Annotated in this window: 19 protein-coding genes; 9 read left to right on the forward strand and 10 right to left on the reverse strand. The window is 64.0% G+C overall.

The window, feature by feature from the left end; genetic code table 11:
* Positions 1-141 precede the first annotated feature (141 nt).
* From eno to JI743_RS00755, 7 genes are all read left to right on the forward strand, one after another.
* On the forward strand, positions 142-1,416 hold the full coding sequence (eno, locus tag JI743_RS00725) for a phosphopyruvate hydratase (protein ID WP_201924968.1): 1,275 nt from the start codon (positions 142-144) through the stop codon (positions 1,414-1,416).
* 148 nt (positions 1,417-1,564) lie between these two features.
* Complete coding sequence (locus JI743_RS00730) at positions 1,565-1,888, forward strand: FtsB family cell division protein (protein WP_201924970.1); 324 nt, start codon at positions 1,565-1,567, stop codon at positions 1,886-1,888.
* A 132-nt stretch (positions 1,889-2,020) separates the two neighbouring features.
* Positions 2,021-3,091: a pyruvate dehydrogenase (acetyl-transferring) E1 component subunit alpha gene (pdhA, locus tag JI743_RS00735; RefSeq protein ID WP_201924972.1), complete on the forward strand. Its 1,071-nt coding sequence runs from the start codon at positions 2,021-2,023 to the stop codon at positions 3,089-3,091.
* Position 3,092: 1 nt separating this feature from the next.
* Positions 3,093-4,469, forward strand: a complete 1,377-nt coding sequence (locus JI743_RS00740) for a pyruvate dehydrogenase complex E1 component subunit beta (RefSeq protein ID WP_201924973.1) — start codon at positions 3,093-3,095, stop codon at positions 4,467-4,469.
* 137 nt (positions 4,470-4,606) lie between these two features.
* The gene (locus JI743_RS00745; RefSeq protein WP_201924975.1) at positions 4,607-5,230 is read left to right on the forward strand and encodes a hypothetical protein; all 624 of its coding nucleotides are present in this window, start codon (positions 4,607-4,609) and stop codon (positions 5,228-5,230) included.
* A gap of 85 nt (positions 5,231-5,315) precedes the next feature.
* Complete coding sequence (gene epsC, locus JI743_RS00750; RefSeq protein WP_201924977.1) at positions 5,316-6,035, forward strand: serine O-acetyltransferase EpsC; 720 nt, start codon at positions 5,316-5,318, stop codon at positions 6,033-6,035.
* Complete coding sequence (locus JI743_RS00755) at positions 6,035-6,382, forward strand: DUF2794 domain-containing protein (RefSeq protein ID WP_201924979.1); 348 nt, start codon at positions 6,035-6,037, stop codon at positions 6,380-6,382. Before epsC ends, JI743_RS00755 begins: the two co-directional genes overlap by 1 nt.
* Here the strand turns inward: JI743_RS00755 and JI743_RS00760 are convergent.
* Positions 6,360-7,427 carry a hypothetical protein gene (locus JI743_RS00760; protein ID WP_201924982.1) on the reverse strand — a complete coding sequence of 356 codons (1,068 nt, stop codon included), beginning with the start codon at positions 7,425-7,427 and terminating at the stop codon, positions 6,360-6,362. The genes JI743_RS00755 and JI743_RS00760 overlap by 23 nt on opposite strands.
* Before the next feature lie 236 nt (positions 7,428-7,663).
* Positions 7,664-8,566: an SDR family oxidoreductase gene (locus JI743_RS00765; protein WP_201924984.1), complete on the reverse strand. Its 903-nt coding sequence runs from the start codon at positions 8,564-8,566 to the stop codon at positions 7,664-7,666.
* 184 nt (positions 8,567-8,750) lie between these two features.
* On the opposite strand from JI743_RS00765, the gene JI743_RS00770 reads away from it, so the two are divergent.
* Entirely contained in the window at positions 8,751-10,103 is a 1,353-nt protein-coding gene (locus tag JI743_RS00770; protein WP_201924986.1) for an OprO/OprP family phosphate-selective porin, read from the forward strand.
* Between the two features lie 277 nt (positions 10,104-10,380).
* On the opposite strand, the gene phoB is transcribed toward JI743_RS00770, so the two are convergent.
* The 6 genes from phoB to JI743_RS00800 all read right to left on the reverse strand — a co-directional run bounded on the left by phoB (position 10,381) and on the right by JI743_RS00800 (position 16,555).
* Positions 10,381-11,079 (reverse strand): phosphate regulon transcriptional regulator PhoB, encoded by a 699-nt coding sequence (gene phoB, locus JI743_RS00775; protein WP_201924988.1) that lies wholly within the window; start codon positions 11,077-11,079, stop codon positions 10,381-10,383.
* The gene (phoU, locus tag JI743_RS00780) at positions 11,079-11,801 is read right to left on the reverse strand and encodes a phosphate signaling complex protein PhoU (protein ID WP_201924991.1); all 723 of its coding nucleotides are present in this window, start codon (positions 11,799-11,801) and stop codon (positions 11,079-11,081) included. Before phoU ends, phoB begins: the two co-directional genes overlap by 1 nt.
* Before the next feature lie 26 nt (positions 11,802-11,827).
* Positions 11,828-12,610: a phosphate ABC transporter ATP-binding protein PstB gene (gene pstB, locus JI743_RS00785; RefSeq protein ID WP_201924993.1), complete on the reverse strand. Its 783-nt coding sequence runs from the start codon at positions 12,608-12,610 to the stop codon at positions 11,828-11,830.
* A 2-nt stretch (positions 12,611-12,612) separates the two neighbouring features.
* Entirely contained in the window at positions 12,613-13,869 is a 1,257-nt protein-coding gene (pstA, locus tag JI743_RS00790) for a phosphate ABC transporter permease PstA (RefSeq protein WP_201924995.1), read from the reverse strand.
* A complete protein-coding gene (pstC, locus tag JI743_RS00795; RefSeq protein ID WP_201927195.1) occupies positions 13,862-15,238 on the reverse strand; it encodes a phosphate ABC transporter permease subunit PstC in 1,377 nt (458 codons plus the stop codon). The genes pstA and pstC overlap by 8 nt, the downstream gene beginning before the upstream one ends.
* 255 nt (positions 15,239-15,493) lie before the next feature.
* A complete protein-coding gene (locus JI743_RS00800) occupies positions 15,494-16,555 on the reverse strand; it encodes a substrate-binding domain-containing protein (protein WP_201924998.1) in 1,062 nt (353 codons plus the stop codon).
* A gap of 218 nt (positions 16,556-16,773) precedes the next feature.
* Between JI743_RS00800 and JI743_RS00805 the strand changes: the two genes are divergently transcribed.
* Positions 16,774-17,268, forward strand: coding sequence for a hypothetical protein (locus tag JI743_RS00805; protein ID WP_201925000.1), 495 nt, complete (start codon positions 16,774-16,776; stop codon positions 17,266-17,268).
* Here the strand turns inward: JI743_RS00805 and JI743_RS00810 are convergent.
* Positions 17,265-18,524, reverse strand: coding sequence for a DNA methyltransferase (locus JI743_RS00810; protein ID WP_201925002.1), 1,260 nt, complete (start codon positions 18,522-18,524; stop codon positions 17,265-17,267). The two genes, JI743_RS00805 and JI743_RS00810, sit on opposite strands and share 4 nt — an antisense overlap.
* Before the next feature lie 711 nt (positions 18,525-19,235).
* Positions 19,236-22,136 carry an excinuclease ABC subunit UvrA gene (gene uvrA / locus JI743_RS00815; RefSeq protein ID WP_201925004.1) on the reverse strand — a complete coding sequence of 967 codons (2,901 nt, stop codon included), beginning with the start codon at positions 22,134-22,136 and terminating at the stop codon, positions 19,236-19,238.

The following is a 22,136-nucleotide window of genomic DNA, read 5'->3' on the forward strand; positions in this document are numbered from 1 at the left end:
CATCAATATATAGCAAGGCGCGCCTTTTGGTTCCATAGCGCAGCAAAATTCCTATGCATATTGCCACAGGGGCGGGGCGCCGATAAGGGGCGGGCGCTCATCAATCCCGGCCGCCGCTGGCGGCGCAGCAGGACATTGCCCATGACCGCCATCATCGACATCCACGGCCGCGAAATTCTCGACAGCCGGGGCAATCCGACGGTCGAGGTCGATGTCCTCCTCGAAGACGGCAGTTTTGGCCGCGCCGCCGTGCCCTCGGGCGCGTCGACCGGCGCGCACGAGGCGGTCGAACTGCGCGACGGCGACAAGGCGCGTTATCTTGGCAAGGGCGTCACGAAGGCGGTCGCCGCAGTGAATGGCGAGATCGCCGAGACGCTGATCGGCCTCGAGGCCGAGGATCAGCGCGAACTCGATATGGCGATGATCGACCTCGACGGCACCCCCAACAAGGGTCGCCTCGGCGCCAACGCAATCCTCGGCGTCAGCCTTGCGGCTGCAAAGGCGGCAGCCGACGCGCGCGGCCTGCCGCTCTACCGCTATGTCGGCGGCGTTTCGGCGCGCACCCTGCCGGTGCCGATGATGAACATCATCAACGGCGGCGAACATGCCGACAATCCGATCGACGTGCAGGAATTCATGATCATGCCCGTCGGCGCGGGCAGCATTGCCGAGGCCGTGCGCTGGGGCAGCGAGATTTTCCACACGCTGAAGAAAGGTCTCGCGCAAAAGGGCCTCGCGACCGCGGTCGGCGACGAGGGCGGTTTTGCCCCGAACCTCGCCTCGACGCGCGACGCGCTCGATTTCATCGCGGCCTCGGTCGATCAGGCGGGTTTCAAGCTCGGCAGCGACGTCGTGCTCGCGCTCGACTGCGCCGCGACCGAGTTTTTCAGGAACGGCAAATATGAAATCAGCGGCGAGAGCCTGTCGCTGACCCCCGAGAAAATGGCCGAATATCTGGCGGCGCTCGTCAACGACTATCCGATCAAGTCGATCGAGGACGGGATGAGCGAAGACGACTTCACCGGCTGGAAGGCGCTCACCGACCTCGTCGGCGACAAGTGCCAGCTCGTCGGCGATGACCTGTTCGTCACCAACCCGCTGCGGCTGGAGCAGGGGATCAAGGACGGCCTCGCCAACTCGCTGCTCGTCAAGGTCAACCAGATCGGTACGCTGTCCGAAACGCTCGACGCGGTCGATATGGCGCACCGTGCGCGCTACACCGCGGTGATGTCGCACCGTTCGGGCGAGACCGAGGATTCGACGATCGCCGACCTTGCGGTCGCGACCAACTGCGGCCAGATCAAGACCGGCAGCCTCGCGCGTTCGGACCGGCTCGCGAAGTATAACCAGCTGATCCGTATCGAGGAAGAGCTGGGCGAGATGGCGCGTTATCCGGGCGCGTCGATTTTCGGCTGAGCCAAGCGCCCAATTCGTCATCTTGGCGACGGCCGGGATCTCCCCGGTGCGTCAACCCGACGGGATGGGGCCCCGGCCTTCGCCGGGATGACGAGAATAGGGTATTGATGCCTTGACGCCACGAATCAACTCTGATTCAAGGGCCGGGATGACGCAGCGCCACAAGTTTCGCAAATCGATGAGCCGGGCATTCGGTCCCGCGATTGCGCTGATCGCGGTGCTGGCGATGATCGGCTATATCATCCTCGGCCCGACCGGGCTCTACGCCTGGGGTGACTACAGCCAGTCGGTCGAGAAAAAGCGCGTCATCCTGTCCGAGCTGACCAAGAAGCAGAACGAGCTTCAGAACCGGGTCAATCTGCTTGACCGGCGCCGCGTCGACCCCGACCTTGCCGACGAATATGTGCGCGGCAAATTGGGGGTCATGCACCCCGACGAAATCGCGATCCCGATGGAGCCCGAGGCGGAGTAGCCTCGCCGTTCGGCGCTGCATCATGCTGCATACGTAAGACAGCGCAATTCTGCTGTCCGGGCCGTTGCCAAAAGCGATGCGCCGGTCCTATAGGGACCCATGCCGTAACGGCTAATCGCAAAGGAAACCGCCTTGGCCAAAGCACCCGCGCGCAAGACTGCCGCGCCAAAAAAAGTCGCTGCAACCCCCGCTCCCGCATCCAACCGCGACAAGCCGCGCGATCCCGCGCCCTATGACGCGACGCCCGAGGAGCTGGAGACCTTCTATCGCGAAATGCTGCTCATCCGCCGCTTCGAGGAAAAGGCGGGGCAGCTTTACGGCCTCGGCCTGATCGGCGGGTTCTGCCACCTTTATATCGGCCAGGAAGCGGTCGCGGTCGGCCTTCAGTCGGCGCTCGACGGCGACAAGGACAGCGTGATTACCGGCTATCGCGACCACGGCCACATGCTCGCCTATGGCATCGATCCAAAGGTCATCATGGCCGAACTGACGGGGCGCCAGGCCGGCATCTCGAAGGGCAAGGGCGGCTCGATGCACATGTTCAGCGTCGAGCATAAATTCTATGGCGGCCACGGCATCGTCGGCGCGCAGGTCTCGCTCGGCACCGGCCTTGCCTTCGCGCACAAATATCGCGGCGACGGCGGGGTGGCGATGGCCTATTTCGGCGACGGCGCGGCGAACCAGGGCCAGGTCTATGAAAGCTTCAACATGGCCGAGCTGTGGAAGCTGCCGATCATCTTCGTGATCGAGAACAACCAATATGCGATGGGCACTTCGGTCAACCGCAGCAGCGCCGAGGACCAGCTCTATCGCCGCGGCGAAAGCTTCCGCATCCCCGGCATGCAGGTCGACGGCATGGACGTGCTCGCGGTGCGCGGCGCGGCCGAAGCGGCGCTCGAATGGGTGCGCGCGGGCAAGGGCCCGGTGCTGATGGAACTCAAGACCTATCGTTATCGCGGCCACTCGATGTCCGACCCCGCCAAATATCGCAGCCGCGAAGAGGTGCAGGCGGTGCGCGACAAGAGCGATTCGATCGAAGGCCTCAAGAAACTGATGGTCGAAGCCGGAATTTCCGAAGACCGGATCAAGGAAATCGACAAGGAAATCCGCCAGGTCGTCGCCGAAGCTGCCGATTTTGCCGAAAGCGCGCCCGAACCCGAACTTTCCGAACTCTATACCGACGTGCTGGTGGAGCAATATTGAGATGGCGATCGAACTGAAGATGCCGGCACTGTCGCCGACGATGGAAGAAGGCACGCTCGCCAAGTGGCTCGTCAAGGAAGGCGACGAGGTCAAATCGGGCGACATTCTGGCCGAGATCGAGACCGACAAGGCGACGATGGAATTCGAAGCAATTGACGAAGGCACGATCGGCCAGATCCTGGTCGCCGAAGGGACTGACAATGTGAAGGTCGGCACCGTGATCGCGACGATCACCGGCGACGGGGAAGAAGCGGCGGCACCTGTGGCGGCTCCGGCGCCCGCACCGGCCGAGGAATCCAAGGCCGCCGAACCCGTACCGGCTGCGGCCCCCGCGGCCGAAAAGCCCGTAGCGGCCGAACGCGCGTCCGACCCCGCAATCCCCGCCGGGACCGCGATGGTGAAGCTCACCGTCCGCGAGGCGCTGCGCGACGCGATGGCCGAAGAAATGCGCGCCGACGACCGCGTCTTCGTGATGGGCGAGGAAGTCGCCGAATATCAGGGCGCGTACAAGGTCACGCAGGGTCTGCTCCAGGAATTCGGCGACAAGCGCGTCGTCGACACGCCGATCACCGAATATGGCTTCGCCGGCCTAGGGGCAGGCGCCGCGATGGGCGGCCTGCGTCCGATCATCGAGTTCATGACGTTCAACTTCGCGATGCAGGCGATCGACCACATCATCAACTCGGCGGCGAAGACCAACTATATGTCGGGCGGCCAGATGCGCTGTCCGATCGTCTTTCGCGGCCCCAACGGCGCGGCGAGCCGCGTCGCGGCGCAGCACAGCCAGAATTATGCGCCCTGGTATGCCAGCGTCCCCGGGCTGATCGTGATCGCGCCCTATGATGCCGCCGACGCCAAGGGGCTGATGAAGGCCGCAATCCGCAGCGAAGACCCGGTCGTCTTCCTCGAAAACGAGCTGCTCTATGGCCGCAGCTTCGAAGTTCCGGACATCGCCGACTATGTGCTGCCGATCGGCAAGGCGCGCATCATGCGCGAAGGCAGCGATGTCACGATCGTCAGCTATTCGATCGGCGTCGGGCTCGCGCTCGAGGCCGCCGACACGCTGGCGGGCGAGGGGATCGACGCCGAGGTGATCGACCTGCGCACCTTGCGCCCGCTCGACACCGCGACGGTGCTCGAAAGCCTGAAAAAGACCAACCGCCTCGTCATCGTAGAGGAAGGCTGGCCGGTCTGCTCGATCGCCAGCGAACTCGCGATGGTCGCGATGGAGCAGGGCTTCGACGACCTCGACGCGCCGGTGACGCGCGTGTGCAACGAGGATGTGCCGCTGCCCTACGCCGCCAATCTCGAAAAGGCGGCGCTCGTCGACACGCCGCGCGTGATCGCGGCGGTGAAGGCGGTCTGCAATCGCGGCTGATCTCCTTCGTCATTGCGAGGAGCGAAGCGACGACGCAATCTCCAGCCGCCGGTATGGCAAGCCGCACGCTGGAGATTGCTTCCCCCGGCTTTCGCCGGGGTCGCAATGACGGCCTGGGCATATAGGCTGACCGGCGTATGGTCGATCTGAGCGAACATCACTACCCCGACATCCGCGACCCGCGCGTGATGGTCGCCGTGCCGCGCGAGCGGCGCGCGGCGATGGCGGCGCTGTGGGCGCTGGCCGAACGGCTGACCAAACTCCTCGCCGACGCAACCGAACCCCTCATCGGGCAGATCAAGCTCGCGTGGTGGCGCGACATGACGGGGTTGCTCGCTGCCGATCCCGCCGCCTTGCCGAAGGGCGAGCCGCTGCTTGCCGAATTGCAGGCGACATGGGGAGGGCAGGGCGATCTTGCTCCGCTGGTCGATGCCGCCGAAGCATTGTTGCTCGCAGAGGATGAGGCGACGCGTGCCGAGGCGGCGCGCGCATTCGGCGAGGCGCTTTTCGCGCTCTCCGGCGGTGCGGGCGGTGCGCGATGGGGACTGCTCTGGGCCGCGGTGCAGCAAAGCGACGCCGCCGCCGCGCGCCTTCTCTTTGCCGAAGCGCGCGGCCCCGCGCCGCGCCGCGCCGAATTCCACGGCGCGCGTGCGCTGCTGATGCTCGACCGATGGGCGGCGGCGATTGCCGCACGCGACGGCGAACGGCGCTGGCGCAACGAGGGATTGTTGCTCTTTCGCGTCGGATTGTTCGGTCGTTGACGAATAAAATGCGGTGGGGGTGGAAAAGCCCGGCGCGAACATCTATCTTGATCGGTACAGAAATAGGGTCGCAGGGGACAATGCGATGTTCAAAGGGCTGATCGCCTATCTGGATTCGATCAAGCGGCGCGATCCGGCGCCGCGGTCGCGCTGGGAAATCCTGCTCTATCCGGGCTTGCTGGCGGTGGGGATGCATCGCATCGCGCACTGGCTGTTCGAGGCCGACCTGTTTTTCCTCGCACGCTTCGTCAATCACCTGGCGCGCTGGCTGACCGGAATCGATATCCATCCGGGTGCCAGGATCGGGCGTCACCTGTTCATCGACCACGGTTTTACGGTGATCGGCGAGACGGCAGAGATCGGCGATAATGTCACCATCTATCAGTGCGTGACGCTCGGCGGCACCGATCCCGCGAACGGAATCGCGGGCAAGCGGCACCCGACGCTGTCCGACGATGTCATCGTCGGGTCGGGCGCGCAGATTCTCGGCCCCGTCACGGTCCATCCGCGCGCGCGCATCGGGGCGAATGCGGTGGTGACGAAGGATGTGCCCGAAGGCGCGGTGATGGTCGGCATTCCGGCCCGCTCGACGCTCGTCGACGCGACCGAATATGCGCGCGAATTCGTTCCCTACGGCACTTGCCACGAAACCTTCGATCCCGCGACGCAGAAGCTGGAATTGCTGCAATGCCAGCTCGAACAATTGCAGAAGCAACTTGCCGCGCTGATGGCCGAAAAGGGCGGGGATAGAGCCGCCACGCGCACCGACGCGCCGCGGCGCAAGGGAGGCGGGACCGCCGACTGATGGGAATTGTCACGCCCTGGCCGGCCAACGGCCGGGCCATCCCGCAGCAAACGGGCTTTGATCGTCACGAACTCACGCGCATCCTCGACCTTTACGGCCGCATGGTCGCGGCGGGGCGGTGGCGCGACTATGCGATGGATTTCCACCGTGACGTCGCGATCTTTTCCGCCTTTCGCCGCGCGGCGGAGCGCCCCGAATACCGCATAGAAAAACGCCCCGCCTTGCGGAGCCGCCAGGGCATGTGGGCGCTGGTCTCCGAAGCCGGGGCGATTTTGAAGCGCGGGGACGAGCTGTCGAACATACTCGCCCCCGTCGAACGCAAGCTTATGAAGCTGGTCGAGGACTGACCGTCGCGGGAAGCTGGTTGGCGACGTTCGCGGGCAACAGCGACACCACCGCCGCGCGCGCATTCTGCCAAAAGGCCGACAGCAGCAGCAGCGCCGATCCGATGACAAAGGCGGTCAGCGCGACGTTGAGCTCGACCGCACCGAATTCGCGGAACAATTGCGTCATCGCGACGAGCACATAGGCGAGCGCCGAAACGAGCAGCGCGCGGCGGTCGATCGCCAGCGCGGCGATCCCGAAGAGCACATAAATGCCGACCACGAGGATCGCGGCGGCGCTCGTGATATCGTCGCCCTCGGTGACGCCCAGCATGTGAAAGATCGGATGCGCGATCATCGGCGCGGCGAGCAGGTGGAGCCAGAATGCGACGTCGCTCCGCCGCGTCTGACGCAGGCGGTCGCTGCGGTCCCACCACATGGCGAGCGTGAAGACGCCAAGGCCCGCGACGAGCACGAGCGCCATCAGCAGCTCGACATTGGGTTCGCCCGCCCCACCAACCACGGCGAGAATCAGCGCTATCGCTGTCGCGGCAAGCGCGGCGCTTCCTGCCGCAACGGTGATCGGAACCATGAAGCGCCGCCAGTGGACCCAGGTCGCTCCAGCAGTGATCAACGCCATCGTGGCGGCAAGCAGGGCAATCGTCGCGTCGGCGGGCTGGCGGCCGAAAATATCCTCGCCATGCTTGACGAGGAAGCCGATCATCGATCCGAGCACGCCGCCCGCAAAGGCAATGACAAGCACGATGCTGGGAAGCGCCATGCGGCGTTGACGCGTGAAATATTCGGCAAGGCCCCACGCGGTGGCCGCAACACCGAGCCCGGCCAGCGTCGGATGAATCGATTCGCCGATCCAGCCCACCGCGACGAGCAGGATGACCGCCGCGATGCTGACGAATATATCGTTGAATCCGGTGAGCAGGCGAAAGGATTCCTCGTCCGCTCCGGGGGCTGCGCGCACCGTTGCGATATGCGACCGGAACGCCGCAGCGGCCTCCGGCGTCAACACATTCGCTTCGACCGCGGCTTGCAGGTCGCTTTCACTATACATCGGGGTCGTCCTTCTTAGACCGATCCCCTTGCCCCGCACGGACTATGCGCCAACTGTGTTGCCGTGTCAATACAGTGAAGCGCGCGCTATCCTCCCTGTCGCGAAGCGATGGGGAGGGGGACCGCTCGCGCAGCGAGTGGTGGAGGGGCAAGCGACGTCTGCGCCATTGCCCCTCCGTCAGCGGCTCCGCCGCTGCCACCTCCCCATGCCTGCGGCACAGGAAGGATCGAAATGCCTCAACCCAGCGCCTGCAACGCCTTCATCACCGCCATCGATTGCTCGCTGCCCGATTGCGGGACGGTTTCGCCGTTGCGATCGATGATCCTGTCCCATGCCGCGGCGACGCCCTCTGGCGTGCGTTCGTCCTCGGGGAGCGCGACGCCGGGGGTCATGGTGACATAGGCGGCGTGGAAGGCGCCGGCGCCCGCTCCGACGATCATGTTCGTCGGCGCATTTTCGCTCACCAGATAGAGCGCGGCGGGAACGACATTTTCGGGGGTGAATTTGTCGAACAGTTCGGGCGGGAAAATATCCTCGGTCATCCGCGTGCCCGCGACCGGCGCGATCGTGTTGCAGCGGATATTATATTTCGCCCCCTCCAGATGGAGCGTCTTGGTCAGCCCGGCGAGCCCCAGCTTGGCGGCGCCATAATTGGCCTGCCCGAAATTGCCGTAGAGCCCGGTCGACGATGCGGTCATCAGGATGCGGCCATAGGCCTGCTCGCGCATCAGATCCCAGCAGGCCTTGGTGACATTGGCGCTGCCGAGCAGATGGACCTTCACGACCAGGTCGAAATCGGCGGGCTCCATCTTGGCGAAGCTCTTGTCGCGCAGGATGCCCGCGTTGTTGATGAGGATGTGGATGCCGCCCCATTCTTCCTTGGCCTTGGCGACCATCTCTTCCATCTGGTCATATTCGGTGACGCTGCCGCCGTTCGACATGGCGGTGCCGCCCGCGGCGCGGATTTCCTCGACGACCTGCAGCGCGGCGTCCGAATGGCCGGTGCCGTCGCGCGCGCCGCCCAGATCGTTGACGACGACCTTTGCGCCGCGGCGCGCCAGTTCGAGCGCATAAGCGCGACCGAGCCCGCCGCCGGCGCCGGTGACAATGGCCACGCGTCCGTCAAATCTGATCGTCATGAGTGTCTCCCGATTGGTTGCGCAGAAAAACTGGCCTGTCCTTAACCGTTCGTCCTGACGGTGCAAGCGGACAGCGAAAAACGCCGATGCAACAAAAATGTCATGCAAATGACGCGACATTGTAATTTTGGCGTCATAGTGGCGCCGCGAGACTGTCATCTAATCGCAATGGAGCTTTCCCGACATGCGTGCATATCTGACCGCCGCCCTGCTGGGCACGACGATGCTGGCTGCGCCGACGACCGCGCATGCACAGGCGCTGAGCGCCGAGGAAGCGGCCGAATTGCGCGCCGAACTCGCGGCGCTGAAGGCAAAGGTCGACACGCTCGAAGCGCGGCTCGACGGCGCGATCGCCAGCCCGGTTCCGGCACCGGCGCCCGTCGCACCCGCTCCGACGGTCACCGCCAAACCGGCCACGGAAATCGGCTGGAAGGGCGCACCCGAACTCAAGACCGCCGACGGATGGAGCTTCAAGCCGCGCGGGCGCATCCTCGTCGACGCGGGCCATGTCAGCGCCCCCTCCGCGATCAGCGACCGCGCGCTCGGCTTTTCGAACGAACTGCGCCGCGTCCGTCTCGGTGTCGAGGGCACGATCCCCGGCGGGTTCGGCTACAAGCTCGAGGCCGATTTCGCCGGGGGTGACGCAGAGCTGACCGACGCGCACCTCACCTACAAGGACGGGCCGCTCAAGGTCACGGTGGGACAGCACAACAATTTCCAGGGGCTCGAGGAATTGTCGAGCAGCAACGACACGAGCTTCATCGAACGCGCGGCCTTCACCGACGCATTCGGGTTCGAGCGCCGCGTCGGAGTGTCGGGCGAGGTCGCGACGGGCGATGTCATCGTCCAGGGCGGCGTGTTCACCGACAATTTCGGCGACCTGTCCGACAGCGGCAATTCGTCGGTCAGCCTCGACGGACGCCTCGTGTTCGCGCCGAAGCTGGGCGACACACAGCTGCACTTCGGCGCGTCGGCGCACTGGCGCGATCTGGGCGATACCGTGACGTCGGTTCGCTATCGCCAGCGCCCGCTCGTCCACACCGCCGATATTCGCTTTATCTCGACACCCAGCATCGGCGCGAAGTCCGAAACCGGCTATGGCGCCGAGGCCGCCTTCATCAGCGGACGTTTCCACGGCGCGGCAGAGGCGTTCTGGCAAAAGGTCGGGCGCACCGGCGCGGCCGATCCCACCTTCTTCGGCGGCGCGGTCGAGGCGGGCGTCTTCCTGACCGACGATACGCGCGGCTATCGCAGCGGCGTGTTCCGCGGAGTGAAGGTCAAGAACCCGGTGGGCAGCGGCGGTCTGGGGGCGTGGCAGCTGAACCTGCGCTACGACCATCTCGACCTCAACGACGCGGGCATCGATGGCGGCAAGCAGCATGGCTATATGGCCTCGCTGATCTGGACGCCGATCGACTATGTGCGCTTCATGGTCAATTACGCGCGGCTCGAATATCGCGACGCGGTGATCGCGGCGGGCACCGACCGCGACTATGGCGTCGACACCTTCGGCATGCGCGCGCAGATCGTCTTCTGACCTGTTCGGCTTGGGGATGGGGAGCGGACGTTCCCCATAACCCTCGCCTCCGCGCAGGCGGGGGCGACGGCTAGCTTCGGTCGCAGCGTCCGTTCGTCGCGCCAAACCCAGCCGGCGACTATACCCTCGGACGAGCAACAGGTGATCCCCGGCGAAAGCCGGGGGCCACGCGGTGCGGCGCTGCCCGAACTGGCCCCCGGCTTTCGCCGGGGATCACCTGACTGGCGAAACGGGATAATTGCCGATCAAGCTCGGCGTGACGAACGCCCCCGAGCGGTCAGATGCTCTTCCCGGAATCCAACGCATAGCCCGCCGACCGCACCGTGCGGATGATGTCGCTCGTGCCGGGCAGGTTGATCGCCTTGCGCAGCCGCCGGATATGGACGTCGACCGTGCGCAGTTCGATGTCGCTGTCCTGCCCCCACACGCTGTCGAGCAACTGCCCGCGCGAAAAGACGCGGCCCGGATGTTCCATGAAGTGCCGCAGCAGGCGGAACTCGGTCGGCCCCATATTCACCACCTGCCCGCCGCGCACCACCTTGTGCGCGACCGAATCGAGTTCGATGTCGGCATAGGCGAGTAATTCGCCCGCAAGCGCCGGACGCAGGCGCCGCAGGACGGCCGAGACGCGCGCGACCAGCTCGCGCGGGCTGAACGGCTTGGTGACATAATCGTCGGCGCCGGTTTCGAGGCCGCGGATGCGGTCCTCTTCCTCGCCGCGCGCGGTGAGCATGATGATCGGGACGTTCGCCGATTTGGGGTTGCGGCGCAGGCGCCGGCAGACCTCGATCCCCGGCAGGCTTTCGATCATCCAGTCGAGCAGGACGATGTCGGGAACGCGCTCCTCGACCAGCATCAGCGCCTGTTCGCCGTCGGGGGTCTGCCGGACCGAGAAACCTTCGCGCGCGAAATGCCAGACGATGAGTTCGGCAATCGCCTCGTCATCCTCGATCAGCAGCAGGTCGGGCTGCGGCATCAGTCCTTCTCCTGCTCCGCCGCCGCGCTCTCCTCGGGTGTCTCGCCGCGCTCGCGTTCCTCCATATGTTCGCCCGTGACCACATAATAGACCATCTCGGCGATGTTGGTCGCATGGTCGCCCATGCGCTCGAGGTTCTTGGCGACGAACAGCAGGTGCGCGCTTTCGGTGATGTGCTTCGGATTTTCCATCATGAAGGTCACGAGCGTGCGAAAGATGCTGTTGTAGAAATCGTCGACATTCTTGTCGCGCACCGTGACACGCACCGCGAGTTCGGCGTCGCGCGCCGCAAAGCTGTTGAGCGCGTCGTGGACCAGCTCGGCGACCGCCGCCGACATCGACATCAGCACCGGGATCGCCTCGATCGAGCGCGTCTGGTCCATCAGCGCGACGCGCTTGGCGATATTCTTGGCATAGTCGCCGATGCGTTCGACCACCGACACGATCTTCAGCGCCGCGATCATTTCGCGCAGATCGTCGGCCATCGGCGCGCGCAGCGCGATCGTCTGGACGGCGAGCTGTTCGACTTCGGCTTCCAGCGTGTCGATCTTCTTGTCGTCGCGCACGACCCGGTCTGCAAGCTCGAGGTCGCCCTTGCTCAGCGCGGTCATCGCCTGGAGCAGCGCCTGTTCGGCGCGCCCACCCATCTCGCTGATCAGTCCGCGCAGGCGGTTGAGATCCTCGTCGAAAGCCTTGACCGTGTGTTCGTTGACTACTGCCATCTGCTCCGTCCTTCTTCGGTCACGCGTCAGCCGTAGCGGCCGGTGATATAATCCTTGGTGCGTTCCTGCTTCGGGTTCGTGAAAATGTCGGTCGTCTTGCCATATTCGACCAACGTCCCGAGGTGGAAAAAGGCGGTGCGCTGCGATACGCGCGCCGCCTGCTGCATATTGTGCGTGACGATCACGATCGCATATTTGCCGCGCAGCTCGTGGATCAGCTCCTCGATCTTTGCGGTCGCGATCGGGTCGAGCGCCGAGCAGGGTTCGTCCATCAAGATGACCTCGGGGTCGACCGCGATCGCGCGCGCGATGCACAGGCGCTGCTGCTGCCCGCCCGACAAGGCGGTGCCGCTCTCGTTCAGGCGGTCCTTGACCTCGTCCCACAGTCCCGCGCGGACCAGCGCGCGCTCGACGATGACGTCAAGGTCGGCCTTGGTCGGCGCGAGGCCGTGGATGCGCGGGCCATAGCCGACATTGTCGTAAATCGACTTGGGGAAAGGGTTCGGCTTCTGAAACACCATGCCGACGCGCGCGCGAAGCTGCACCACGTCCATCGACGGGTCGTAAATATCCTCGCCCTCCAGCGTGATCTTGCCGGTGACGCGGGCGCTGGCGATCGTGTCGTTCATGCGGTTGAGCGACCGCAGAAAGGTCGACTTGCCGCACCCCGACGGGCCGATGAAGGCCGTCACCAGGTCGGTGCCGACGTCGATGGTGACGTCGTTGATCGCCTGCTTCTCGCCATAGAAGACATTGACGTTTTGCGCCGTCATCTTGGGATCGGCGATGGAAAGGTCTTCCTGGGTCATGGTCACCAACGTTTTTCAAACTTGTTGCGAAGATAGATTGCGAGGGCGTTCATCGACAGCAGCACGAACAGCAGCACGATGATCGCGGCCGAGGTTTTCTCGACAAAGCCGCGGTCGACTTCGTCCGACCAGAGGAAGATCTGCATCGGCAGCACGGTCGAGGGCGAACAGATGCCGCCCGGAACATCGCCGATGAAGGCGCGCATGCCGACGAGGAGCAGCGGCGCGGTTTCGCCCAGCGCGCGCGCCATGCCGATGATCGTGCCGGTCAATATGCCGGGCAGCGCGAGCGGCAGGACGTGGTGGAACACGACCTGCACCGGGCTCGCCCCGACGCCGAGCGCAGCGTCGCGGATCGACGGGGGAACCGCCTTGATCGCGTTGCGGCTGGCGATGACGATCACGGGCATCGTCATCAGCGCGAGCGTCAGCCCGCCGACGAGCGGGCTCGCCTGGCAGATGCCGAACCAGTTGATGAACACCGCGAGCGCGAGCAGGCCAAAGATGATCGACGGAACCGCGGCGAGGTTGTTGATCGACACCTCGATCATGTCGGTCCAGCGGTTCTTGGGGGCATATTCCTCGAGGTAGAGCGCCGCGAGCACGCCGGTCGGAAAGGCGATGCAAAAGGCGATGAAGATCGTCAGCACCGATCCCTTGAGCGCGCCCCAGATACCCGCGACCGCGGGATCGGTCGCATCGGCGTTGCGGAAGAAGGGCCAGTGGATTCCGGTCGACAGGCGGCCGTCGCGGCGGAGTTCCGCGATCCGCGCGCCGAGTGCGCCGCTCGCGCCCGCCTTTGCCGCCATGTCGATCTCGCTCGACGCGGGGAGGTCAAAGACGTGGCGTCCCGTCATCAGCTCGGGATCGTCCTTGATCGCGCTGCGCACTTCCTTCCACGCATTTTCGCTGATCAGCTCGTCGCCGTCGTCGCCCAGCGCCTCTTCGGCGGCAAAGGCGACGATGTCGGCGAGCCCCGCGTTGGCGATCAGCTGGTCGGCGTCGGGGTCGTTCAGCCGCGCCGCGTCGACGGTGAGCGGGGTCGATGCGAAGTCGATCGGCACCGCGACATTCGTATAGGTAAAGCCGCGCGCGCCGTTGCCGACCATCACGAACAGCAGGAACGCCAGGAACGCGCCCGACAGCAGCACCGCGCCCAGCCCGATCAGGCGGAAGCGCCGCTCGGCCGCATAGCGCCGCGCGATGCGCGTCTGCATCGACGCGCCTTTCCAGTCGGTGGGGGAGGTGTCCCTATTCATAAGCTTCGCGATACTTTTTGACGATGCGCAGCGCGACGATGTTGAGCAGCAAGGTCACGACGAACAGCACGAGGCCGAGCGCGAAGGCGGCGAGCGTCTTGGCGCTGTCGAACTCCTGGTCGCCGGTGAGCAGCTTGACGATCTGCGCGGTCACGGTGGTGACGCTGGCAAAGGGGTTGGCGGTGAGGTTGGCGGACAGGCCCGCCGCCATCACGACGATCATCGTCTCGCCGATCGCGCGGCTGACCGCGAGCAATATGCCGCCCATCACGCCGGGAAGCGCGGCGGGGATCAGCACCTGGCGGATCGTCTCGTTCGGCGTCGCGCCCAGCGCGAGGCTGCCGTCGCGCATCGCTTGCGGCACCGCGTTGATGCTGTCGTCGGCCATCGACGAGACGAAGGGGATGATCATCACCCCCATCACGATGCCCGCGGCGAGCGCGCTTTCGGTCGAGGCGTTGGGGATGCCGATCATCACCGCGAAATTGCGCAGCGCGGGCGCGACGGTGAGCGCGGCGAAATAGCCGTACACGACGGTCGGCACGCCCGCGAGGATCTCGAGGATCGGCTTGACCCAGCGGCGCACCGCGGGCGCGGCATATTGGGTCAGGTACACCGCGGTCATCATCCCGATCGGGATCGCGACGATCATCGCGATGATCGCGCCGATCAGCACCGTTCCCCAGAACAGCGGGATGCCGCCGAACGTACCCTCGACCGCCGCGCCGCTCTGCGGGTTCCAATAGGTGCCGAAGAGCAGCTCGGCGGGCGACACGAGCTGGAAGAAGCGGATCGATTCGAACAGCAGCGACAGCACGATGCCGAAGGTCGTCAGAATTGCGACGAGCGACGCGAGCAGCAGCAGCCCCATCACGATCCGCTCGACGCGGCTGCGCGCGCGGAAATCGGGACGGATGCGCGTGAAGGCGAAAAGTCCGCCGGCGAGCGCGAGCGCGAGCATCGCGGCGATGCCGATCATCCCGTATTTCTGCGTCGCGGCGCGATAGGGTTCGACGAGCGGCCCCGCGCCCTCGATCCGCACGCTCGGCTGGTCGCCCTGCGCGACGCCGCGCGCGTCCGAAAGGATCGCGCTGCGCTCGAAGCCGAAGGCGGGCAGCCGCTGCGCCGCCTCGCTAGCGAGCACGTCGTTGGTGATCATCGCGGGCGCCACGCTCGACCAGACGGCAAGGAAGATCGCGGCGGGCGCGAACAGCCACAGCGCGACGTACCAGCCATGATATTGCGGGCGCGAATGCAGCTTGGTGCCGGCGCGGCCCGCGACCATCGCCGAGCGCGCGCGACCGGCCAGCCAGCCGATCAGGCCCAGCCCGACGATCAGCAGCAATAATGCGGCGGGGTTGAAACTCACATCATCCTCGTCATTGCGGCCGTCCAAAGCGGGTCAGCGTGGCAGTTTGATGACTCAGCGTCATAATTCAACATCCGTCATTGCGAGCCCGGCGGCAGCCGGGCGAAGCAATCTCCAGCAGTCGGCCTTGCGCAAGGCGTCGGGGCTGTGGATTGCCGCGTCCCCCGGCGTTCGCCGGGCTCCGCGCAATGACGCACGAAAAAAACAAGGCGGCCGGGCAGGGGCATGTCCCCGCACCCGGCCGCCCGTCAATGCTTACTTCAGTTCGCCACCGTTCAGCGGCGTCATGTTCTGCGCGTTCGCGGTCGCGGTGTCGGCGACGCTCTTGGGCGAGACGATCAGCCCCTTGGCGCCCAGATACCCGCCTTCGCCCGCGCCCTTCAGGAACTCGGCGACATATTCGGCGAGGCCGGGGATCACGCCGACATGCGCTTTCTTCACATAGATGAACAGCGGGCGCGAGCCGGGGTAGCTGCCGTCGGCGATCGCGTCATAGGTCGGCAGGACGCCCTTGATCGGCACCGCCTTGATCTTGTCCTTGTTCGCGTCGAGATAGCTGAAGCCGAAAATGCCCAGGCTGGTCGGGTTCTTGTCGAGCTTCGAGATGATGAGGTTATCATTCTCGCCCTGCTCGACATAGAAGGGCGCGCCGCGCAGGCCGGTGCACACGCTTTCATGCTTGTCCTTGTCGCTGTCCTTCAGCGCCTTCATCTCGGGGTTGGCGTCGCAACCCTTGGCGAGGATCAACTCCTTGAACGCGTCGTAAGTGCCGCTCGTCGACGGCGGGCCAAAGACCGAGATCGCGACCGCGGGAAGCGCCGGATTGACGTCCTTCCACGTCTTTGCCGTGTTGGGCTTGCCATAGGGGTTGGCGGCGAGCGCCTTGTACACATCTTCGTCGGTCAGCTTGAAGCCGGGGCCGCGCTGCGCCTCGCCCAGCGCGATGCCGTCGATGCCGATCTGCACCTCGACGATGTCCTTGACGCCGTTCGCCTGGCAGGTTTCGAACTCCTTCGCCTTCATGCGGCGCGAGGCGTTGGCGATGTCGGGGGTGTCGCCGCCGACGCCCGAACAGAAGCGTTCAAAGCCGCCGCCGGTGCCGGTCGAATCGATCTTGGGCGTCTTGCCCCCCGTCGCTTCGGCGAATTTTTCGCCGACCGCGGTGGCAAAGGGATAGACGGTGGAGGAGCCGACCGCGCTGATATAATCGCGCGCGGCGCCGCCCTGCGACGCCTGGTCCTGGCAGGCAGAGAGCGTGAGCGCGACAACGGTGGCGCTCGCGACGCCAAGCAGGCGGGGGGCGAATGTCTTGACCATGAAACTATCCTGTCGGGGGTCGTTACCGAACCAAGCCGCCACCCCCGCGGCGACTCGCTGAGCGCCATTTGGGCGTTTTGTGTGACGGGTTTGTGACAGCGACTGTCATGGAAGTGTCATGGTGTGACGATTTCGGCACTGCGCAAATGTCCGACGCGTGACTAAGCGATTACTGTCGAGTATTAATCCCGCCCTCGTTTCCATGAAGGAGAATGTAAATGCCGGAATCGCTACTATTTGAATGGAATCTGGAAAATTTGTCGGAATCCATGCATCTCCCTGAACAGGACGTAGTAGCTTATTTCAAAGATGGCCGGCGAATATCGTTCATTCTAGAACGTCGAATTCGAGATGCTTTGGAATGGAAGCTGGCCCCTTCGGAAGGCTCGGGCTTCGATCTCATTGACCAAGATGGCGGGAATTGGGAGGCACGGTCTGTAAGCTCCGGGATATATTTCTGTCCTTCATACATGGTCGGCAGCGGTCGGTCGTTCCAAGAAGATGGCTTTATCGAGAAGCTTGATCGGATTTCAGGCTATGTATGCTCTGACATCATGCGGTTTCCAAAAGTGCCCGTGTGGTTGGTGCCGAGCGATCTAGTTAGGGAGCTATACTGGACTGGGGAGCTTGGAGCTGGAACCCGTATCAGTAGCGCCCGCTTTTACTCGACGGTAGTCCCTAGGCTCGATCCGCCAACGCCTGTTGCAGATTAGCGTTTCTTAAGAACGACGATTCGATTGCTGTTCGTCCCGCCAACGTTATTCTTCACCCCCCAGCAGTTAGCGGTTTTGGTGAATTCTTGCTGATTCACCAAAACAGCTATGCGTTCAAACGGTAATCCTTCGGCTGCCTGCCATACGAGACGCTCTAGTTGAATTTTTCCACCGCGAACCTCGCCCACTTCAAAAGCGACGTGGCCGCCTGTGCGTAGGAGACGAGCTTGTTCTCGAAGGACGTCATGCACCATCGACGTCCATGCCGCTTCAGATCGATGCATGGCAATGGAAACTGACGAAACATCGATTCCGGAAAACCAACATCGCAGCCAATTGTCGTCAGCATATTGGACGATATCCAAAAATGGAGGCGACGTTACAACTAAACTGACAGAACCACTTTCTATTTCTGGGCTATGATCCGCACTGCCACAAAGCAGGGATGCATTTGCTTCAGGCGGTACGCCATCTTTTAGCAAAGAGCGTGATTTCTTGAGAATGAGCGATCGAATATCACGAACGGGGGGGATCTGATTCCTTTTCTCGTTAATCTTTCGCTGCGCTGATACGCTAACAGCTTGATTGGGGGGAAGAGTATAAACTGAAAAAAAGCCGGATGAATGACCAGTAAGCCTATTTATCGCTACCATTCTAACCCAGTCCGCTATTGGGTCGGGTTGAGGATCGTCCAGAGGTGCCAGTTCCAGAAGGCGATTTCGCAATAGGGTCAAGTGTCGCAGCGTCTCCGGATGATAAAAGACGAGCAGTTCGTCGTCGACGTCAACCGAGGCTGACCAATCAACAGATGACAGGAAACGACTGACCTCGTGCAAAGGCGGCGGAGCCAAACGGGGGCGTGTCAATAGCTTGGACAATGGGTTAATATCTGTCGCGCTCGCTCTTCGTCCCATAAGAGCCGCCTGAATTGGGGTCGTTCCGCGTCCCATGAAGGGATCATGGACCACGTCGCCAGGCTTTGTGAGCCTATCGATGAAGAATGCCGGAAGCTGCGGCTTGAAGCATGCGCGATAACTCACTTCGTGAATTGCGTGCGCTTTACGCTGACCAGATGTCCAGTATTCGTTGATAAAGTATGGAATTCCGTCGAGGAACTGCTCGAGAGTTCTGGAGCCGAAATCATCGAACTCCCGAATCTGGTCGACAAAATCTTGGGGCCTGTGCGAGCTCAGCGGCTCGACAGGGAACAGATCGTCAAAGTATGCCAAGGCTTTCAACGAAATGGGGTGCTCCATAATTCTCTCCATCTAGCGCAGGCACTTGAACATCGAGAGAACGAAATATCAACAGGATCGAACGTATTTCGATCCAAACTGGATGTTGATAGCTCGCATCTTATCTTGATGCTACCCATGTGATCGGAACATTCTCCTCGTCCCCGTCCACGTCATCCTCACCCCCGAACATCGCGATCCCGGATCAAGTCCGGGATGACGGACCGCGCTCGGCGTCGCTGACGGGCGCTTGGACGCAATTGGCTCACGCAAAGGCGCAAAGGCGCGAAGAGGGGGGCTTTGCGACGCGCGTGGCGCGCGCCGATCAACGGCTTTCGGAAAGTCGCCGGACCTTGTCCGGCGTCGGTCAAATCGGGGCCGTTGCCGGGCAACCCGTCGCTCGCCCCGAAACGCCGACATCTTCGTGTCTTTGTGTCTTTGTGTGAGCCATTGCCACCGCCTGCAGGACCAGGGCGGCGCAAGCGTCCGACCACAAACGCCTTCGCGCCTTCGCGCCTTTGCGTGAGACAAAGGGGACCGGACCTCGCGGTCAAGCGGGACCCCGGATCAAGCCCGGGGTGACGAATGGGGGAAGCGCCGCCCTTGCTCCCCTCCCGCAGGCGGGAGGGGTCGGGGGTGGGCCAGCGGCGTTGCAACTGCCCACCCCGCTGCGACTAGCGAACGACGTTCGCAAGTCTCGCTGCCCCTCCCGCCTGCGGGAGGGGGGGAAGGTTATTTCGCCAGCATCGGCGCCAGATATTGTCCGGTAAAGCTGCGCGGGTTTCTGGCGACCTGTTCGGGCGTTCCCGCCGCGACGATTTCGCCGCCCTTCACCCCGCCTTCGGGGCCAAGGTCGAGGATATAATCGGCGGTCTTGATGACATCCAGATTATGCTCGATCACCACGACGCTGTTGCCCTGTTCGACCAGCGCCTGCAGCACCTCCAGCAGCTTGCGCACATCCTCGAAATGCAGCCCCGTCGTCGGCTCGTCGAGGATATAGAGCGTCTGCCCGGTCGAGCGGCGCGAGAGTTCCTTCGCCAGCTTGACGCGCTGCGCCTCGCCCCCCGACAGCGTCGTCGCCTGTTGCCCGACCTTGATATAGCCCAGGCCGACGCGGCACAGCATCGCCATCTTGTCGCGGATCGACGGCACCGCCTTGAAAAACTCCGCCGCATCCTCGACCGTCATGTCGAGCACGTCGGCGATGCTCATCCCCTTGAACTTCACCTCCAGCGTTTCGCGGTTGTAGCGTTTGCCGTGGCACGTCTCGCACGTCACATAGACGTCGGGCAGGAAGTGCATCTCGATCTTGATCAGCCCGTCGCCGGTGCACGTCTCGCACCGCCCGCCCTTGACGTTGAAGCTGAAACGGCCGGGCTTGTACCCGCGCGCCTGGCTTTCGGGCAGGCCCGCGAACCAGTCGCGGATGATCGTGAAGGCGCCGGTGTATGTCGCGGGGTTGCTGCGCGGGGTGCGGCCGATCGGCGACTGGTCGATGTCGATCACCTTGTCGCAATGTTCCAGCCCCTTCAGGCTGTCGTGCGGCCCCGCGACCAGCCGCGCGCCGTTGAGCACGCGCGCCGCGCTGGCATAGAGCGTGTCGATGATCAGGCTCGACTTGCCCGATCCCGACAGGCCGGTGACGCAGGTAAAGGTGCCGAGCGGGATTTTCGCGGTGACATTGTTCAGATTGTTCGCGCGCGCGCCGGTCAGCACGAGGTCGAAGCCGTTGCCGGGGCGGCGGCGCGCCGGCACCTCGATCTTCTTCGCGCCGGTCAGATAGGCGGCGGTCAGGCTCCTCGGGCTTGCCAGCACCTCGTCCAGCGTGCCCTGCGCGACGATCTCGCCGCCGTGGACGCCCGCGCCGGGGCCCATGTCGACGACATGGTCGGCGTGGCGGATCGCGTCCTCGTCATGCTCGACGACGATCACCGTATTGCCGAGGTCGCGCAGCCGCTGGAGCGTCGCGAGCAGCCGGTCGTTGTCGCGCTGGTGGAGGCCGATGCTCGGTTCGTCGAGGACATAGAGCACGCCCGACAGCCCGCTTCCGATCTGGCTCGCGAGGCGGATACGCTGGCTCTCGCCGCCGCTCAAGGTGCCGCTGGTGCGGTTGAGGTTCAGATAGTCGAGCCCGACATTGTTGAGGAAGCCGAGCCGTTCGTTGATCTCTTTCAGGATCGCTTTCGCAATCTGCCGCTGCTGCTCGTTCAGCTTCTCCTCGAGCGTGCCGAACCAGTGGAGCGCGTCGGCGACGCTGCGGCGCGCCGACTGGCTGATGTCCTCGCCCGCGATCCTGACCGCGAGCGGTTCGGGGCGCAGCCGCGCGCCGTGGCACGTCTCGCACGGCTGCGCGGTCTGGTACTTGCCCAGCTCCTCGCGCATCCACGCGCTTTCGGTCTGCAACATCCGGCGATTGAGGTTGCCGATCACCCCTTCGAACGCCTTGTGCGTCGTATAGGTGCGCCGGCCGTCCTTGAAGGTCAGTTCGACGGGCATTCCGCCGCTGCCAAAGAGGATGATCTGCTGCACCCCGCCGGGCAGGTCCTGCCACGGCGTGTCGAGGCTGAAATCATACGCTTTTGCAAGGCTTTCGAGTACCTGCATATAATAAGGCGAGGGCGGGTTCGATTTCGCCCACGGCACCACCGCGCCCTTTTTCAACGATAGCGCGTGGTTGGGGACGACCAGTTCGGGGTCGAATTCCAGCCGCTCGCCCAGCCCGTCGCACGCGGGGCACGCGCCCTGCGGCGCGTTGAAGCTGAACAGCCGCGGCTCGATCTCGGCGATCGTGAAGCCGCTGACGGGGCAGGAGAATTTCTCACTGAAAATCAAGCGGTTGGACGGTATTCCGGCGCCCTTCAACTTCTGGTCGGCGGCCCCGCCATCCTCTGCGCGCCCCGGAACCGGTCCGTCTGCCATGTCGACATACGCGACACCTTCGGCAACTTTCAGCGCCGTCTCGAAACTGTCGGCGAGCCGCGTCTCGATCTCCTCGCGCACCACGATCCGATCGACGACAACCTCGATGTCATGCTTGTACTTCTTGTCGAGCGCCGGAGCGTCCTCGATCTCGTAAAATTCCCCGTCGATCCGAACCCGCGTAAAACCGTCCTTCTGCCACTGCGCGAGCTCCTTCTTATACTCGCCCTTGCGCCCGCGAACGACGGGGGCGAGCAGATAGGCGCGCGTCCCCTCGGGCAGCTCCATCACGCGGTCGACCATCTGGCTCACCGTCTGCGCGCTGATCGGCTCGCCCGTCGCGGGCGAATAGGGAACGCCGACGCGCGCCCACAAGAGGCGCATATAGTCATAGATTTCGGTCACGGTCGCCACGGTCGAGCGCGGGTTGCGGCTCGTCGTCTTCTGCTCGATGCTGATCGCGGGCGACAGGCCGTCGATATGCTCGACATCGGGCTTTTGCATCATCTCCAGGAACTGGCGGGCGTAGGCCGACAGGCTCTCGACATAGCGGCGCTGCCCCTCGGCATAGATGGTATCGAACGCCAGGCTCGACTTGCCGCTGCCCGACAGGCCGGTGATGACGATCAGGCTGTCGCGCGGCAGGTCGACGTCGACGCCCTTCAGATTATGCTCGCGCGCGCCGCGCACCGAAATATGGGTGAGACTCAT

Origin of the sequence: Sphingopyxis jiangsuensis (assembly GCF_016734905.1) — a bacterium.
Taxonomy (GTDB): Bacteria; Pseudomonadota; Alphaproteobacteria; order Sphingomonadales; family Sphingomonadaceae; genus Sphingopyxis; species Sphingopyxis jiangsuensis.

What these genes read in the sequence shown, in the direction of transcription:
- JI743_RS00745 (WP_201924975.1), top strand. Translation starts at nt 4,607, where the DNA reads ATGGTCGATCTGAGCGAACATCACTACCCCGACATCCGCGACCCGCGC.
- JI743_RS00770 (WP_201924986.1), top strand. Translation starts at nt 8,751, where the DNA reads ATGCGTGCATATCTGACCGCCGCCCTGCTGGGCACGACGATGCTGGCT.
- JI743_RS00755 (WP_201924979.1), top strand. Translation starts at nt 6,035, where the DNA reads ATGGGAATTGTCACGCCCTGGCCGGCCAACGGCCGGGCCATCCCGCAG.
- phoU (WP_201924991.1), bottom strand. Translation starts at nt 11,801, where the DNA reads ATGGCAGTAGTCAACGAACACACGGTCAAGGCTTTCGACGAGGATCTC.
- uvrA (WP_201925004.1), bottom strand. Translation starts at nt 22,136, where the DNA reads ATGAGTCTCACCCATATTTCGGTGCGCGGCGCGCGCGAGCATAATCTG.
- JI743_RS00810 (WP_201925002.1), bottom strand. Translation starts at nt 18,524, where the DNA reads ATGGAGCACCCCATTTCGTTGAAAGCCTTGGCATACTTTGACGATCTG.
- pstA (WP_201924995.1), bottom strand. Translation starts at nt 13,869, where the DNA reads ATGAATAGGGACACCTCCCCCACCGACTGGAAAGGCGCGTCGATGCAG.
- pstB (WP_201924993.1), bottom strand. Translation starts at nt 12,610, where the DNA reads ATGACCCAGGAAGACCTTTCCATCGCCGATCCCAAGATGACGGCGCAA.
- JI743_RS00765 (WP_201924984.1), bottom strand. Translation starts at nt 8,566, where the DNA reads ATGACGATCAGATTTGACGGACGCGTGGCCATTGTCACCGGCGCCGGC.
- JI743_RS00760 (WP_201924982.1), bottom strand. Translation starts at nt 7,427, where the DNA reads ATGTATAGTGAAAGCGACCTGCAAGCCGCGGTCGAAGCGAATGTGTTG.
- JI743_RS00800 (WP_201924998.1), bottom strand. Translation starts at nt 16,555, where the DNA reads ATGGTCAAGACATTCGCCCCCCGCCTGCTTGGCGTCGCGAGCGCCACC.
- JI743_RS00730 (WP_201924970.1), top strand. Translation starts at nt 1,565, where the DNA reads ATGACGCAGCGCCACAAGTTTCGCAAATCGATGAGCCGGGCATTCGGT.
- JI743_RS00805 (WP_201925000.1), top strand. Translation starts at nt 16,774, where the DNA reads ATGCCGGAATCGCTACTATTTGAATGGAATCTGGAAAATTTGTCGGAA.
- eno (WP_201924968.1), top strand. Translation starts at nt 142, where the DNA reads ATGACCGCCATCATCGACATCCACGGCCGCGAAATTCTCGACAGCCGG.
- JI743_RS00740 (WP_201924973.1), top strand. Translation starts at nt 3,093, where the DNA reads ATGGCGATCGAACTGAAGATGCCGGCACTGTCGCCGACGATGGAAGAA.
- epsC (WP_201924977.1), top strand. Translation starts at nt 5,316, where the DNA reads ATGTTCAAAGGGCTGATCGCCTATCTGGATTCGATCAAGCGGCGCGAT.
- phoB (WP_201924988.1), bottom strand. Translation starts at nt 11,079, where the DNA reads ATGCCGCAGCCCGACCTGCTGCTGATCGAGGATGACGAGGCGATTGCC.